Here is a 15,662-nt window from a genome sequence, read left to right on the forward strand (position 1 = left end):
CGGGGGTGCCGCGGTCGGAAGACGCGGCTTGCTGAGCGACGAGTGCAATTCTTAGCGACGGCGAAATCGCAAAGCAAAGATGTGATCTACGACGCTGGATCGTAGAGCAGCATCGCTGGTCGCCGGGATGCGGGCATCGCACCTGTTCAGTGGGCCGGCTGCCCCGAGTGCGGCTTCTAGCGTCTTTCGTACGTGACGCGCGCCCCATGCCTGCCCTCACAGAGGGAGGGCCCCGTCGTCGCATGCAGTTGCCGAAGTAACGCTCTCCGTCAGGCTTCGGCGACCGGGGAGGAGGCGAGGGCTCGGGGTGAGCGACGGGGCGACCGGAGGCCACGTCCTCGTTCGTTAGGATCAGCCCCCTGATGACTGCCACCCTCGTCGCCAAGGAACTCGCCGCCGGACACGGTGACCGCACCCTCTTCACGGGACTCGACCTCGTCGTCGCGCCCGGGGACGTGATCGGTCTCGTGGGAGCCAACGGCGCCGGTAAGTCCTCGCTGCTCCGCCTGCTCGCCGGGCTGGACCGGCCCGAGGAGGGTGAGCTCCGGCTCTCCCCGCCCACCGCCACCGTCGGCCATCTCCCGCAGGAACCCGAGCGCCGCCCGGGGGAGTCCGTGCGGGAGTTCCTCGCCCGCCGCACGGGGGTGGCCGACGCCCAGGCCGCGATGGATGCCGCGACCCAGGCGCTGGTCGACGGGGTCCCCGGCGCCGACGACGCCTACGCGGAGACCCTGGAGCGCTGGCTCGCGCTCGGCGGGGCCGATCTGGACGATCGTGCCGAGGAGGTCGCCGCCGACCTCGGTCTCACCGTCGGCCTCGACCTTCCGATGACCGCCCTCTCCGGCGGACAGGCCGCACGCGCGGGACTGGCCTCGCTGCTCCTCTCGCGCTACGACGTCTTCCTCCTCGACGAGCCCACCAACGACCTCGACCTCGACGGTCTGGAACGCCTGGAGCGCTTCGTCTCGGGGCTGCGGGCCGGCGTAGTGGTGGTCAGCCACGACCGCGAGTTCCTGATGCGTACGGTCACGAAGGTCCTGGAACTGGATCTCGCCCAGCAGCAGATCAACCTCTACGGCGGTGGGTACGCCTCCTACCTGGAGGAACGCGAACGCGCCCGTTCCCACGCGCGCGAGGAGTACGAGGAGTACGCCGACAAGCGCTCCGCGCTCGAGAGCCGTGCCCATACGCAGCGGGCGTGGATGGAGAAGGGCGTCAAGAACGCCCGTCGCAAGGCCACCGACAACGACAAGGCAGGCCGCAAGTTCCGCAGCGAGGCCAGCGAGAAGCAGGCGGCCAAGGCCAAGCAGACCCAGCGCATGATCGAGCGTCTCGACGTCGTCGAGGAGCCCCGCAAGGAGTGGGAGCTGCGGATGGAGATCGCCTCCGCGCCGCGCTCCGGCTCCGTGGTGGCCACCCTGCGCGACGCCGTCGTGGCCCGGGGTGACTTCATGTTCGGACCGGCCACCCTGCAGATCGACTGGGCCGACCGGGTCGCCATCACCGGCGCCAACGGCGCGGGCAAGTCCACGCTGCTCGCCGCCCTGCTCGGCAGGCTGCCGCTGGACTCGGGCCACGCCTCGCTCGGATCGGGCGTGGTGGTGGGGGAGGTGGACCAGGCGCGCAAGCTCTTCCACGGCACGGAGACCCTGCTGGAGGCCTTCTGCGCCGCCGTCCCCGACACCGAGCCCGCCGAGGTGCGCACGCTCCTCGCCAAGTTCGGCCTGCGCGCCGCACATGTGTTGAGGCCCGCGACCACGCTCTCGCCCGGCGAGCGCACCCGCGCGGGTCTCGCCCTGCTCCAGGGCAGGGGCGTCAATCTGCTGGTCCTGGACGAGCCGACCAACCACCTCGACCTGCCGGCCATCGAGCAGCTGGAGTCGGCCCTGGAGGCGTACACGGGGACGCTGCTCCTGGTGACCCACGACCGGCGGATGCTGGAGGCGGTGCGCACCACGCGCCGGGTCGAGGTCGCCGACGGCAAGGTCACCGAGGCCGGCTGACCACCGGCCGAACCCGGAGGGCCGACCCCGACGGACCGAACCCGGAGGGCCCGAACGCGGAGGTCCCGAACGGAGGGCCCGTCCCTCCCGGCGCTGCGGGGAGGGACGGGCCCGGACGAACGCACCGCTTCTCAGTCGACGTACGTGATCTCCGACGCGGAGTAGATGCAGTACGTGCCGTCCGCACCCGAGCCGATCTCGCTCGGCTCACCGCTCGTCGTGCCCTTGTACTTCGTGCAGATCTTCATGTCACGGTCCTCGTCCTCGTAGATCGTGACCCCCGAGATCCGAGCCGTGTCACCGTAGTTGGTGTTGATGCCGACCAGGCTGGTGCCCGGGGCGGTCGCCCAGATGTTCTGCAGCTGGATGTGGCGGGCGTTCTGCGTGGAGCAGTTGCCGCAGGAACGGACCAGCTTGCCGAAGTCGTCGACCTGGAAGTTCTTCACGACCAGGGTGCCGACGCCGTTGTGCTGGAACACCTTGTCCTCGGCCAGCCTCGCGCCACCGCCGTCGATGGTGCGGACCGTCGAGGAGGAGCCGCCGCGGAAGGTCGCGGCGTCCTCGCCCACGTCCTCCCACCAGACGTTCTTGATGGTGCAGGTGCCCGCGCAGTGCACACCGTCGGCGGCCGGAGCGCCGAGGATGACGTTCTGCAGGGTGGCGCCGTCCGCCAGCTTGATGATCGGGGGCTGGTCCTCGTCCTGGCCGCCGCTGCCCAGATCGCCGCTGCCGTACAGGCGCTTCATGCCACCGTCGTACGTGCCCGAGACCTCGATGGTCGACGAGACCGCCTGGCTGCCGTTGGCGGTCGGCCATGACGGCCGGTTCGTGGGCGGGTCCGTCGGGTTGGTCGGCGGGTCCGTCGGGGTGGTCGGCGGGTCGGTGGGGACGGTGCCCGAGGCCGTGAAGGTCCAGCTCTTGCTCGTCACGGAGTCGCAGGAGTTCTGCTGCACCAGGGCGCCGGAGGCGGTCGAACTGTCCTTGACGTTCAGGCACTTGCCGCCGTTGCTGTTGACGACCCGGTAGGTGTTGCCGCTGACCGACGTCAGGGTCCACACCTGGGTGGCGGTCCCGGCGCAGTTCTGCTGCTCCACGGCCTTGCCCGCGCTCGTGGAGGCGTCCCGCACGCCCGCGCACTTGGCGCTGTGCGCGGCGGCCAGCGTGTAGCCGCTGCCTGAGGCGGTGAGCTTCCAGGTCTGGCTCGCGGCTCCGGTGCAGGAGCTCTGGGCGAGCTGCGTGCCCGCAGCCGTGGAGGCGCCCGGCACTCCCAGACACAGACCGCTTGCTAAGTTCTTCAGGCTGTACGAGCCTGCGGCGGGTGCCGCCGAGGCCGAGCCGGTCGCGAAGAGGGCCGTGAGGCCCGCGACGAGGAGTGACACCACGGCGAACAAGGCGGCGGCAGCGCGGCCGCCACGCCTTCTGACGTGCTTATTCTCAGTGCGCACTGGCTATTCCTTTCACCGCCTGCGGCGTCCTCCGCAGGCACCTGTGGGGAGTGGTGCGGTGGTGAAGGCCGGTTCCCGGCCGCGGAACAACATTCGGCTGGGTGAACCATGTTCACGTATGCGAACCAGTGTGACGGTAAGTCACGCACATGGGGCGGTCAATAAGTCGAGCGAAAGTATCGGCCGGGCCCAGGCCGGCACGCACGGCACTGCAGACCGTCACGCGACCGGGGCCCAGCACTCCCGGGACCTCGGCCGGCGGGCTCGGTCACCTCCCGGGGGCCTCCGGTGCCGTCGGCGGCTCGGCGGGTGTCGGTGTGGGCGGCTCGAAGAGAACGGCACGGGCCACGGACGGGGCGAACAGGCTGGTGACCGGTGCGCACAGGCCCAGCACGGAGCGGAAGGCACGCCCCACCACGGGGTCGGCGGGGTAGCGTTCCAGGACGCGCCGGAGGTACCAGTCCGCGACGCGGTCCCCCGGCTCGATCGCCAGCGCGTTGCCCACCGCGCCCGGCATCGACCGGTCGGACCCGGCCGAGATGTTCCACGCCTGCCCGGACGCCGTGAGGAGCGCCTTCTGCACGCGTCGCGTCGTGGGGGGCCGGCGTGGATCGGCCAGTGCGTCGCGCAGGACGACCGCGCTCATCGCGGCGACGGACATGCCCTGTCCGTAGATCGGGTTGAACGTGCACAGGGCGTCGCCGGTGGCGAGGAATCCGGCCGGGCGGCGGCCGGGCAGGTCGTAGCGACGGCGGATGTTCGCGGTCCGCCGGAACGCGAACGCGGGAGTCAGGGGTTCTGCTTCGTCCAGCCACCGGTGCAGGAGCGGATGCGGCAGCCGTTTCCTGACGTACGTCACGAACTCGTCGCCGTCCGTGGGTGGTTCGTCACCGCGGAGGCCCGAGACGACGACCAGGTGGGTGCCGTCCTCCAGGGGCAGGGCACCGCCGGCGTAGACCTGGGCGGGACTGGGGTAGACGTAGTAGCCGCGGGTGTCGCCGTCCAGGACGCCGTCCCGGCCTCGGTAGACGCGGGAGGAGTACGCCAGACCCGTCTCGATGGTCTCCTCATGCGCGGCCTCGGCGCCGATGGCCGTCAGCCATTGCGGAGCCTTCGTCCCCGCGCCGGAGGCGTCGACCACCAGGTCGGCCTCGAGGACCTGGTGCGTTCCCCGGGCATCACCGGACCGCTCCCGGACCAGGACGCCCCGCACCCGCCGGGCGTCACCGTGAAGGCCGACGACCTCGGTCTTCTCCGCCACGCTGATCATGGGGTTCGCGAGGACGCGCTGTCGCACCAGCTCCTCCAGCTGGGCTCGGGAACCCGTGTAGATGTGCGTCGTCGCGGCAAGTCTCCTGAACCAACGTCCGTCCTGCTGCTGCACCAGGTCCGACGGCATGCCCACACGCGGCGCACCCGCGGCCCGCAACTCCGCGACGAAGCCGGGAAGCAGTGAGTCCAGGGCTACCTGGCCGCCCTCCAGCAGCACATGCGGATGCCGGGCCTGCGGCACCCCGGGCCGTGGCCCGGTGCCGGCCGGGAACCGGTCTCGTTCGACAACGGTCACCCGGTCGACGTGCTCGGCGAGGACATGAGCGGCGAGCAGCCCCGCGAGGCTCCCGCCCACCACGACCGCACGCCGCCCGCCGCGATCCTCACCCCTGCCCGAGCGACCCGTCCTCCGTACGGATTCCACCGATGTGTCTCCCCTGCTGCGTGTCGTCGGAGGGACCAGTATTCCCCTCGGCGCGCTGGTTTGGCAGGTTTTCGGGTAGTGGCCCCTCGCTCCCGAGCGCTGATGCGGGGTCAGGCGCCACGTCGACGGGCCGGCGCGGGAAGGCAGGTCCTGCTCAGCGGACGGTGCCGGCGGCCTGTTCGACGATGCGGGTCACGGCACCGGGACGGGAGACGGTCACCGCATGCGAGGCGTCGACCTCGGTGGTACGGGCGTTGGCGCGGGCGGACATGAAGCGCTGGGCGGCCACAGGGATGTTCAGGTCCTCGGTGGTGACCAACGACCACGAGGGAATGGCCTTCCAGGCGGCCCCGGTGGACTTCTCCCCAAGTGCGGCAGCGGCGATCGGGATACGCATCATCAACAACTCTCGGTAGAGGGATGGTGGCCCTGAGGGCCGGAGGGGCAGCGTTTCCTGGCCGGATCGGTCGGCGGTGACCTCCGCGGAACTCGGCCGCACCGCCGGCGCCCCCAACGGCAGCCGGCAAGGTCGACGCCCGGCAAGGGCTCCTGTGCCTCAGGGGGCACAGCTCACTACGAGCAACACCGCACGGTGGTTCACCGGGCGGTGGCCGCACCGCGTCCGGTGGTGTGCGCGGAGCCGGGTCACGGTGCTCGTCCTGGGGGACACTGGTCGAGTGATCGTCGAACGCGCGTATGCTCACCTCTCCTCGTACGACGAGGACACCTGGCCCTGGTCGGTCCCTTGCGTCCGCCAGTTGCTCGACGAAGGGCTGCGCTTCACGGCGCCGGTGACCTTCCTGGTCGGTGAGAACGGTTCGGGGAAGTCGACCCTGGTCGAGGCGCTGGCCGAGGGTTTCGGCCTGGACTCCTACGGCGGCTCCCACGACTGGCGATACGCCTCCCCACGCGGCCGGTCGGTGCTCGGCGAGCGGATGAGGTTCGAAGCGGCCACGGGGCGTGGACGCAAGATGATCACCAGTTGGTCGGCCCGCAAGGGATTCTTCCTGCGGGCCGAGACAGCGCTGGACGCACTGGACAGGGAAGGATTCTCACCCGACTCGGTGAGCCATGGTGAAGGCTTTCTCGAGGCGTTCCGCGGAAAGTTCCTTCACGCCGGCCTCTACGTTCTCGACGAGCCGGAGGCAGCACTGTCCTTCTCGTCCTGCCTCGAACTGATCGGGCACATCGACCGGTTGGCCAAAGCGGGCGGTCAAGTCATCTGTGCCACGCACTCCCCCTTGCTGACCGCCCTGCCAGGCGCGGACATCCTCGAGGTCGGCGAGCACGGCACGCGGAGAGTCGCCTGGCGGGAGCTCGCACTCGTGGACCACTGGCGCCGTTATCTGGCCGAGCCACAGGCTTATCTCCGGCACATCATCGAGCCGTAGACGCGGCCGGCCCACCGCCCCCACCTGCCAGGGCCGGCGAGAAGGTCCGACGGCGGTGGGGTGCGGCAACCGGTTCGACTACGGACCTACCGCGGGGGTCCCCGGGGCGTGCCGCCTGGCTCGACCAGCGGATTTCGACCGGGCGGATCGCGGCCCGGACCTCATCCGCGCCGAGAAGGCGGCGGAACCGGCGGCCGAGGCGGACGAGCGTGTCGGATGCGCACTTCCGGTCCTGCCCGCGCGACCCGCACGGGCCGCCGACGGCTTCGTGCCCGCACTCGGTGCGCGGTCAACCCGTCATCCGAATGATCACTCTTCAGGGCGCTTCCAGGTGGTTGATGAGTGCGTGAGCATTACTGGTGAAATGTCCCGTCAGGGCGTGACTCACAGTCACCTGGAGGTCTTCTTGAAGCGCGCTACACGCTGGTCCTCGGTGCTCCTCGCTGTCTCGACGGCAGGAGTCGTCGCTGTGGCCGGACCCGCGGACGCCGCACCGGCCAAGTACACCCACAGCCAGGCCAAGGCGCTGCTGGACAAGGCCGGCATCCGCGTCAGCTCGAGCGGGAACTGTTCCAACGTGAACAACCCGAGGTGCACTTCCCTGCAGGGCATCAACAGGACGACCGTCTCGGGGCTGATCCGCTTCAAGCGGATCAGCAAGTGCTCGAACATCACGGTCACCGGGGGAACCGAGCGCGGCGTTCACGCCAAGGGCCCGTACGGCCACGAAGCGGGTTACAAGATCGACATCTCTCGAACCCCCTGCGTCACGGGATTCGTCAACAAGAACTTCAAGCGCGCCGGCCAGCGCAAGGACGGCACGCGGCTGTTCCGCTCGATGAACAAGAACGTGTACGCGGACGAGCGCAGCCGCAACCACTGGGACATCCTCTACTACAACGGATCCGCCTGACCCGTGGCGGAGTCGGAGGCGTTCCGGGCGCCCCGAGATCCGGGACGCCTCACGCGGCGAGCGGACCTCCCGCCCCTGGCACGGACGGCGACGCCGCCCGGATCCGGGTACGGCGTCCACGGGGCGGTGTCGTGCCACCGCCTCCTGGACGCCGTCGCCGCCGGTGCCCTGTGCGCGGGTCAGCCCCCGGTCACGGCGGCTCCGGTGGCCCGGGCAGCGGCGGCCCCGGCGGGGTTGGCCGCGATCCACTCGTCCAACTGCTCCCGGGTGGTGGACGGGTCGGCCATGAGTTCGCCGAGGCGGTCCTCGGCCAGGTGGACGGTGGAGACCGCCGGGCACCGGCGGCACGCCTCCACGCCCGTCTGGCTCCACCACTGGCACTGCGTCCGCAGGTGGCACCGTGGCACAGCGGTCGCGGTCGCGGCCGGGGCGGCCAGGACCCGTTCGACCAGGGTGCAGTCGTCCCCACGGCGGTTCACGCAGTTCGATGCGCAGTGCGAGGCGAACCGCAGGACGCGGCGCGGCTCGACGCCCTCGGGCACCATACCGAGAACCTGGGACGCCGGAACGGGGTCGGCGAGGTAGACGACGCCGCCGTCCTGCCCCGACCGGACGCCCAGGGCGACCGCCTCGGGAGCGTGCGGGTCCCCGCTGGGGCACCAGGTCCGCGATGACATCCGCTCTGCCACGGTGATCACCGTCCCGTCAGGAGGAGCGCGTCAGGTCGGCGGCCTTGCCGACGGGGTCAGTGCCCAGCTCGGCTCCGGCGGCCGTCTCCAGCTCGTGGGCGGCGGCCTGCAGGATGCTCTCCTGCAGCTGCTGGACCGAGGTGATCCGGGCGGGCCGCGCCTCGGCGGCGGACGCCTGGCCCGCGGTGAGGGCGGCGGCGAAGAGGGCTGCGGTGCCGACGACCGCGGCGCGAGTGGTCTTCTTGTTCATCTGTACTCCTCGAGTGCTCGAGTGCCGTGAATCTTGGGGTGGTCGGAGCCCTCGGCCTCCCGGAGGAGGCCGGCGGCTCCACCAGGGTGGCGGCGGGGGGCCGGTGCGGGCGGCAGTCGGTGGGGCGGTCCGGCGGCGGGACAGGCGCCGCCGTCGGACTGCCGGAGGTTCACAGCCGGACGGCGACGGCGGCGTAGTGCCCGGCGGGGACGGCGACGTCGGCCAGCAGCCAGCCGACCGGGGCGGCGGGCTGCCGCCCCGCGCCGACGCGGGTACCGGCCGGATCGTCGCCCAGGCCGACGCCGAGACCTTTGAGGTATGCCTCCTTCCTGGTCCACACGCGGGTGAACGCGTCGGGGCGTAGGTCCGGCGCGAGAGCGGCCAGCTCCGCCGACTCCGCCGGGTGCAGGACGTCCGCGGCCTCCGACACGGTGTCGGGGTGCGGTACCGGTTCGATGTCCACGCCGACCGGGGCCGGGGCGAGGGCGATGAGGCTCAGCCCTTCGCAGTGGGACAGCGAGAAGTGCAGCCGACCGTCCGGGAGCACGGGACGTCCGTGGGGTTCCCCGCAGCAGGGGCAGGGGGCGCGGGCCAGCGGCACCTTGCTCGGCGCGACGCCGAGGTGGGAGCCGAGCAGGCGGCGCAGCCCGACGTGTGCGCACAGGTAGGTGGCGCGGTCGGCGGGCCGGCGCAGTTCCGCCGCCCTGGCGAGTTCGGCCGGCTCGAGGACGAGCGGTGCGTGGCGTGCGGCGGCCGCCTCGTGGACAGCGGTGGTCACCAGCCACAACTGCGGCCGGGCGGCGGGCGGGCGGACAGGCCTGGGCAGGGGAGCGGGAAGGGGCGGCAGGGGCTCGGGGAGCAACGCGGCGGCCTCGGGGAGCGACGCGGCGGCCTCGGGCGGGGAGGGCGGGGCGGGCGGCACGGGATGGTCAAGGAGGGACATGTCTGCCTCACACGGAAGTGGCGGTGGGCTCCGGTGCGGTGCGGGTGCGGTCGGAGCGGGGCGCCTCGACGAGCGCCTTGGCGGGAGCCTCGGCCGGCGCCTCGGCGGGCGTGACGGGGCTGCGGAAGGCGAGGGCGACGGCGATCGGGGAGAAGGCGACGAGGCCGGCGCAGACCAGCCACGTCCGGGTCGGCCCGAGCTGGGTGGAGACGGCGGAGAACAGGGCCAGGGACAAGGGCGCGGCGCCGATGCCGGAGAGGGTGAAGGTGGACATCGCGACGCCCATGCGGCCCCGCGGAACGGCCTGCTGGTAGGCGGTCACCAGGGCGGGGCCGTTGAGGCCGGAGCAGAGGCCGACGGCGCAGGCGGTGCCGGCCAGGACGGCGGGCGACGGGACGAGAGCCATGGCGGCCATGCCGCCGGCGAGACCGAAGCCGGTCACCACGAGCTTCGCGAGCGCGGGGATGCGATGGGCCAGGGCCGCGCCGACGGCGGCGGAGGCCAGGGCGCCGGCGCTGAAGGCGGACAGGACCAGGGCGACGGCTCCGACGCCCCAGCCCTCCGAGTGGGCCCGCATGGGGAGGCCGACCTCGGCGGGCCACAGGAAGGCGACGTCGATGCAGAAGCAGGCGATGAACATCCAGCGCAGCCGCGGGTGGGAGGCCAGGAGGCGGAAGCCGTCGCCGGAACGGCGCAGCAGGGAGGGGCCGTCGGGGACGGGTTCGGGCCTGGCCATGCCGTGCGTGACGTGGGCGGCGCACAGCAGCCAGATCGCACAGCACACGGCGGCGACCGTCATCGCCGCGGGCAGCTCGCCGACGGTGACCAGCCAGGCGCCGAGGGGGGTTCCGGCGATCGGGGCGAGGCGCAGCACCATCGAGAACAGGGAGTTGGCGCGGCCGAGTTGGTCCTCGGGGGCGAGGCGGGGCAGCAGGACGCCGGAGGCGGAGCCGGTCAGCCCGAGGAGGGTGCCTTCGACGAGGGCGATGGCGACCAGGGGCCACAGCGTGTCCGTGGTCATGGTGACCAGGGCGCCGGCGGCGAGGACGGCGACGCGGGCGCCGGTGGCGGGCAGCAGGAGGGCGCGCGGGCCCAGCACGTCGGTGAGGGCGCCTCCGAAGAGGAGGGTGAGGACGCGGGGCAGGGTTGCGGCCAGGGTCACCAGGGTGACCGCTCCGGATCCGCCGAGCTGGACGGCGGTCCAGCTCATGGCGATGAGCAGGGCGTAGCTTCCGCCCTGCACGGCGGCCTGGCCTGCGACCAGGCTGCTGATGCGGGGCCAGTCGACTCGGGGCGGGGTGTCGGAGGTGGTCGTCATGGGTCCGGCTTCCTGTGGGCTGTCGGGTCGGAGGACTGGAGCGAGTGCGGGACGAGCGGGGAGCGCGGGAGTGCGGACTGCGGGGACGCGGCGGGAACGGGTGCGGGGATCCGTCGAGGCAGCGGTGCGGGCACGAGGCGGGGCCCGGGCGGGCACGAGGGGAACGGCGGCGGACGGAGCCGTCGCGGGGGCGGGGGCGGATCCGGGGTGGTCGGGTCAGGCGGGTGGGCGGACGCGGACGCGGACGTCGGCGGTGCCGCCGCGCAGGGCGGTGCGGACTGCGAGGGTGACGGCGCGGTCGGCGGCCCGGCGTACGGCGCGACGCCGGCGCGGGCCGGGTGCGGTCGGTGCCGGGGCGCGCAGTTCGAGGCGGCCCCCGACGTGGCCGCGGCCGGCCTGGGCGAGGGCCCGCTGGGCGGTGCCGCGGGCCGCGACGGCGAGGGTGTCCTCGCCCGTGACCGCGCGCGGGGACGCGGTGACGGTGACGCCGGGGGTCTCGAGGACGGAGAAGCGGACGTGGACGGTTCCGCGGCGGCGACGGCGGATCATGCCGTACTCCCCGGTGTGCCGGCCGTGGCCTCGGTCCGGTCGCCGGCCGGCTCTGCCGGGGCGGCGGTCGCCGTCATGGCGGGATCGCCGGGCCACCACAGGTCGTCGGCGTCCAAGCCGGTGACGGCGTATTTGCCGAGGGCACTGATCAGCAGCCGCAATTCGAGGGCGATGCTCTCGGCGAGGCGCTCGAGGCCGCGCTCGGGGTCCTCGTCGACCGCGATCAGGGCGGCGCGGCCGAGTCCTACGGCGGTGGCGCCGAGGGCGAGGGCGCGCAGGACGCGGCCGCCTTCCCACATGCCGCCGCCGGCGAGGAGGCATCCGCCGGGGCGGCCGATGCGACGCAGGCATTCGGCGAGGGGCAGGCCCACCTGGTCGAGGAAGACGCCGGGGGCCCAACCGGTGCCGCCCTCGGCGCCGTCGACGGTGACGGCGTCGGCGCCGGCCGCCCAGGCGGTGCGCGCGGCGTGCGCGATGTCACGGCCCGGGTGGAACTTCACCCAGGTCCGGGCCCTGGGGAAGTTGTTGCGCATGAAGCGGAGCTGCTGGCGGAGGATCTCGTCGGTGAAGGTGCCGGGGGTGGCGCAGCGCAACCGGTGGTCGTCGTCGGGGCCGAAGACCTCCTGGACGGTGAAGCGGCGGGCGAGCCGTGCGGCCTCCTCGCGTCCGACGACGGTCATGCCGCCGAGGCCGGGCTTGGCGCCCTGACCGGTCTTCAGCTCGAAGGCGAGGCGGCCGGTCTCCAGGAGGGGCCGGGTGGCGGGGTCGCTGTAGAGGAGGTTCCAGACCTCGGAGTCGGCGTCCTCGGTGGACTGCTGGACGATCACGCCACCGGTTCCCTCGGGTGCGGCCTCCAGGTAGGCCTCGACGCGCGCGAGGAGCGCGGAGCGGGTGGTGTCGTCGGCGCTGCGGTAGCCGTGGACGGGGATCATGTTCTCCCCGATGACCATGGGGATGCCCAGCCGGCCGGCCTGCCGGCTCGCGTGGAGGGCGAGGTCCCCGCTGCCGGCCCGGGTGGAACCGAAGGCGGACAGGTACAGGGGGAGCCGGGCGGTGAGGCCGCCGGCGCGGGTGGTGAGATCGACGTCGGCGAACTCGGGTTCGCGGGCGAGGTCGATGAGCTTCTCGAGCCGCTGGGGCATGAACACGGGCGGCACGATGCGCGCCCGGTCGAGGTCGTCCCGCGGTGGGGCGGCGGCCGGTGAAGGACCGAAGAGGCGGGCGCCGTACATGGCCGGGTCGGGGAAGACCTCGGCGGTGCCGTGGCGGGCGCGGGCGCGGATCCGCTCCTCGGGAAAGCCGGGTGCGGTGAGGGCGTTCACGGGGTCACCGCCCCGGGGAGCTTGGGGTAGGCGCTGACCTGCCAGAGGGCGTCGAGGCCGGTGAGGAAGCGGACCAGGCGCTGCAGTCCCATCCCGAAGCCGGCGCTGGCCGGGATGCCGTCGCGGGCCTCCTTGAGGTACCAGGCGTACTTGGCGGGGTTCTCGCCGCTCTCCCGCATGCGGGTGACGATGGTGGCGTAGTCGGCCTCGCGCTCGCTGCCGGAGACGAGTTCGCCGTAGCCGTGGGGGGCGAGCAGGTCGAAGTTGCGCAGCACGCCGGGGTGGTCCGGGTCCTCGCGGTCGTAGAAGCCGCGGGACCCCTTGGGGTAGTCGTTGACGAAGAAGGCGCGGTCGCTCTCCAGGGACAGCAGGCGTTCACCGGTCCAGTCGATCTCGCCGTCGGGGTTCTGCGGGTGACCTGCGGCGAGGAGGCGGCGCACGGCCTCCTCGTGGGTGCAGACGTCGTACTTGCCGCTGCGGATGTCCGCGAAGTCCTCCTCCCTGCGCCCGAGTTCGTTCAGCTGGCCGGGGACGGCGGTCCAGACGTGCTCGGCGACATGGGTGAGCAGTCCGGCGGCGATCTCCTGGGCGTCCTCGCGGGTCGCCCCGGCGATCTCCACGTCGATCTGGTGGAACTCGACGAGGTGGCGGCCGGTGGTGGCGGTCTCCTCGGGTTCCACGCGGACGTTCGGCGCGATGTAGAAGAGCTTGGGGAAGCCGCGCAGCGACGCCTGCTTGTAGAGGATGGCGCTGGTCATCAGCTTGTAGGGGTGGCCGTAGTAGTCGACGTCCAGGGCCTTGGCGCCGCGGCCTCCGGGGTCGGTGACCGGCCCGACGAGCGGGGGCAGCAGCTCGGTGAAGCCCTCGCCGCGCAGGAAGTCGCGGGCGGCCTGGAGGGCTTCCTGCTGGACGAGCATGGCGGCGCGCAGCCGGGGCGAGCGGAGGTGCTCGCCGAGCGGCGGCGGCGTGCCCGGTGCGTCGGCGCGGATGGTGCGGTCCATGACAGGACTCCTTCACGAGACGGGGCGGGACGGGACGAGGCGAGAGCGAGGACGGGAACGAGGGGGAGGGGAGCGGCGAGGGGGAGGGGAGCGGCGAGGGCGAGGGAACGTCCAGGTCGAGGGCTACGTGACGGTGGTCGATGCCGATGCCGAGGTCGATGCCGAGGTCGGGGTCGGGGCGGGCGGCCGGACGGTGAGGCGGGCGGCAGGGGGACGGTCGTGGCCGCCCTCGGGGGCCGGAGGCGGGGAGTCGAAACGGCGGGCGACGTGGTGGAGGGCGGCGAGGAGACCGTCGGCGGTGAGGGGCGCGGCGGTCGTGACGTCGGCGCCTATCGGCATGCCGCCGGTGGCGGCCCAGCGGAGCCGGCCGGTGGGGTCGACCAGGCCGCGGGAGCGGCCCGGGTTGTCGGGGTGGAGGCAGAACGGGACGTCCAGCAGGCCGCGTTCGAAGGCGGCGGGCAGGGCGCGGGACAGGTCGGGATCGATGTCCAGGACGGTCTCGATCAGGGTCCGCGCCTCCCTCAGGACCTCGCCGCCGTCGGCGTCGGAGCCGTCGAGGCCCTCGGGGGCGACCGAAGGACCGGTGAGCGCGGCGGCCGCGGCCGCGGTCTCCAAGGCGCGGACGTTCTCCTCCACCGTCGGGATGCGGTGGGCCTCGGCAGTGGTCTTGACGATGAGCCGGCCGGCCCCGGAGCGCACCGCGAGGCGGGCGGAGGCCTCCAGGAGGCGGGTCGCGCCGTGCGGGGTGCGCGGATGGACGCCCATGTAGGTGTACAGCACGACGTGGTGGTCCACGCCCGCGGGCAGGAACTCCGCGGCGAGCCGGCGCAGAGCGCGGACCGCCTCCTCGTCCTGGCCCGGGTGGGTCTGCTGGGCGTAGCTGAGGGAGACGCTGCGGATCCCGTGCTGGACGAAGAACAGGCACTCGAGGACGCTCAGGGCGACGAGCAGGCCGGGCGGGCACAGCTGGCCGAGGAGGCAGCCGCCGAAGCTCTCCACGTGCGGGACGGAGCCCGGGCGGACGGCGCCGGCCAGCAGTTCACAGGCGTGGGCCCAGGCGGCGACGGACCGCCGCAGGGGGATGCGTCCGTAGGGCAGGCAGTAGGAGACGGGACCGCCCTCGGTGGCGTCCAGGCCGGCCGCGGTGAGCGCGCGGACGATGGCCTCGGGCCGGGCGGAGCCGTGCCGGACCTGGACGGGGAAGTCGTCGCCGGCCAGTCCTTCGAGGAGGGCGCGGGTGACGGAGGCCGGGTGGGTGGCGATCGGGTAGCCGTTGAGGCGCGCGCCGTCGGCGACCGCCGCGCGGGCGGCGGCCAGGTCGCCGACGCGGGTGTAGCTGTCGACGGTGAGGGTGCCCGCGGTGGTGGCGGTGGCGGCCCGGGTCCTCTCGAGGCCGGCCCGCATCAGGCGGGGGTCCCCGAACCCCATGCGGGGCTGGACGACGAGCCGGCCGGCGTCCGCGGCGGCGGCGACGAAGGCGCCGAAGGACGCGTGACGGGCGGTCATGCCGGCACCCCGCGGTGGACGCGGGCGGCGAGGAAGCCGCGCAGGGCGTCCAGGTCGTCGCCGAGGACCGCGTCGCAGCCGGCCCGCAGCAGACGCGCCGTCTCCGTCTCCTGCGGGCGGCCGGCGACGCCCAGCTTGCCGCCGATCACCACCGGCACGTCCGCGAGGGCGGGCTCGGCGCGCAGCCGGCGGACGGCGGCGAGGCCGTCGCGGTAGCCGTGCCCGTTGACGCTGCTGAGCACCACCGCGTCGGGAGCGTGCCGCCGGCAGGCGTCGGCCAGCTCGTCGGCGTCCACGCAGGGACCGAGTCCGACGACCTCGTGGCCCAGCTCGCCGAGGAAGAGCTGGAGATACACGAGATTCCAGGTGTGGGAATCCGAAGCGGTTCCGCTCAGGAGTATCTTCATGCCTTCGAGATTAGATGTCCCGGAATTCCGGAAGAGGAAGCGGAGGCGGCAGCAGTGACCGGCAGTTTCCCGCACGTTCTTCCACGCACGGGAGAATCGGGAGGGCGGTGGAACGGAAAAGGAAGAAGCGCCGTGCCCCTGAGCGCGCGTCCCGTCGTGAGCGTGCCATGAGCGCTCCTGTGCGTGCGTCGTGAGCGCGAGAAACGCGCGAAGGCCCGGCCCCCGCGGC

General features: G+C 72.9%; 15 protein-coding genes and 1 pseudogene. 3 read left to right on the forward strand and 13 right to left on the reverse strand.

Features of this window, described 5'->3' with window-relative positions:
• Positions 1-362 precede the first annotated feature (362 nt).
• Entirely contained in the window at positions 363-2,003 is a 1,641-nt protein-coding gene (locus ABT026_RS31800; RefSeq protein ID WP_351118672.1) for an ABC-F family ATP-binding cassette domain-containing protein, read from the forward strand.
• Between the two features lie 131 nt (positions 2,004-2,134).
• On the opposite strand, the gene ABT026_RS31805 is transcribed toward ABT026_RS31800, so the two are convergent.
• The 4 genes and pseudogenes from ABT026_RS31805 to ABT026_RS31820 form a co-directional block, all read right to left on the reverse strand.
• A complete protein-coding gene (locus ABT026_RS31805; protein WP_502968092.1) occupies positions 2,135-2,779 on the reverse strand; it encodes a pectate lyase in 645 nt (214 codons plus the stop codon).
• Between the two features lie 126 nt (positions 2,780-2,905).
• Positions 2,906-3,448 (reverse strand): annotated as a pseudogene (locus tag ABT026_RS31810) (RICIN domain-containing protein); the annotation flags it as partial.
• A 268-nt stretch (positions 3,449-3,716) separates the two neighbouring features.
• Positions 3,717-5,075 carry an FAD-dependent oxidoreductase gene (locus ABT026_RS31815; protein WP_351118684.1) on the reverse strand — a complete coding sequence of 453 codons (1,359 nt, stop codon included), beginning with the start codon at positions 5,073-5,075 and terminating at the stop codon, positions 3,717-3,719.
• Positions 5,076-5,298: 223 nt separating this feature from the next.
• Entirely contained in the window at positions 5,299-5,643 is a 345-nt protein-coding gene (locus ABT026_RS31820) for an alpha/beta fold hydrolase (protein ID WP_502968093.1), read from the reverse strand.
• A 178-nt stretch (positions 5,644-5,821) separates the two neighbouring features.
• Between ABT026_RS31820 and ABT026_RS31825 the strand changes: the two genes are divergently transcribed.
• A complete protein-coding gene (locus tag ABT026_RS31825; protein ID WP_351118673.1) occupies positions 5,822-6,535 on the forward strand; it encodes an AAA family ATPase in 714 nt (237 codons plus the stop codon).
• Positions 6,536-6,914: 379 nt separating this feature from the next.
• Positions 6,915-7,448 carry a hypothetical protein gene (locus ABT026_RS31830; protein ID WP_351118674.1) on the forward strand — a complete coding sequence of 178 codons (534 nt, stop codon included), beginning with the start codon at positions 6,915-6,917 and terminating at the stop codon, positions 7,446-7,448.
• Between the two features lie 179 nt (positions 7,449-7,627).
• On the opposite strand, the gene ABT026_RS31835 is transcribed toward ABT026_RS31830, so the two are convergent.
• The 9 genes from ABT026_RS31835 to ABT026_RS31875 all read right to left on the reverse strand — a co-directional run bounded on the left by ABT026_RS31835 (position 7,628) and on the right by ABT026_RS31875 (position 15,433).
• Positions 7,628-8,137, reverse strand: coding sequence for a hypothetical protein (locus tag ABT026_RS31835; RefSeq protein ID WP_351118675.1), 510 nt, complete (start codon positions 8,135-8,137; stop codon positions 7,628-7,630).
• A 16-nt stretch (positions 8,138-8,153) separates the two neighbouring features.
• The gene (locus ABT026_RS31840; RefSeq protein WP_351118676.1) at positions 8,154-8,387 is read right to left on the reverse strand and encodes a hypothetical protein; all 234 of its coding nucleotides are present in this window, start codon (positions 8,385-8,387) and stop codon (positions 8,154-8,156) included.
• 169 nt (positions 8,388-8,556) lie between these two features.
• The gene (locus ABT026_RS31845; protein ID WP_351118677.1) at positions 8,557-9,330 is read right to left on the reverse strand and encodes a 4'-phosphopantetheinyl transferase family protein; all 774 of its coding nucleotides are present in this window, start codon (positions 9,328-9,330) and stop codon (positions 8,557-8,559) included.
• A gap of 7 nt (positions 9,331-9,337) precedes the next feature.
• Positions 9,338-10,648, reverse strand: coding sequence for an MFS transporter (locus ABT026_RS31850; RefSeq protein WP_351118678.1), 1,311 nt, complete (start codon positions 10,646-10,648; stop codon positions 9,338-9,340).
• A gap of 216 nt (positions 10,649-10,864) precedes the next feature.
• Positions 10,865-11,197: a hypothetical protein gene (locus ABT026_RS31855; protein WP_351118679.1), complete on the reverse strand. Its 333-nt coding sequence runs from the start codon at positions 11,195-11,197 to the stop codon at positions 10,865-10,867.
• Positions 11,194-12,519 (reverse strand): glutamate synthase-related protein, encoded by a 1,326-nt coding sequence (locus ABT026_RS31860; RefSeq protein ID WP_351118680.1) that lies wholly within the window; start codon positions 12,517-12,519, stop codon positions 11,194-11,196. Before ABT026_RS31860 ends, ABT026_RS31855 begins: the two co-directional genes overlap by 4 nt.
• The gene (locus ABT026_RS31865) at positions 12,516-13,520 is read right to left on the reverse strand and encodes an asparagine synthetase A (protein ID WP_351118681.1); all 1,005 of its coding nucleotides are present in this window, start codon (positions 13,518-13,520) and stop codon (positions 12,516-12,518) included. Before ABT026_RS31865 ends, ABT026_RS31860 begins: the two co-directional genes overlap by 4 nt.
• Positions 13,521-13,643: 123 nt before the next feature.
• A complete protein-coding gene (locus ABT026_RS31870; RefSeq protein ID WP_351118682.1) occupies positions 13,644-15,026 on the reverse strand; it encodes a methylaspartate mutase in 1,383 nt (460 codons plus the stop codon).
• A complete protein-coding gene (locus tag ABT026_RS31875) occupies positions 15,023-15,433 on the reverse strand; it encodes a cobalamin B12-binding domain-containing protein (RefSeq protein ID WP_351118683.1) in 411 nt (136 codons plus the stop codon). The genes ABT026_RS31870 and ABT026_RS31875 overlap by 4 nt, the downstream gene beginning before the upstream one ends.
• Positions 15,434-15,662: the final 229 nt, after the last annotated feature.

It is taken from the genome of Streptomyces sp. NPDC002734 (assembly GCF_040295685.1).
Taxonomy (GTDB): domain Bacteria; phylum Actinomycetota; class Actinomycetes; order Streptomycetales; family Streptomycetaceae; genus Streptomyces.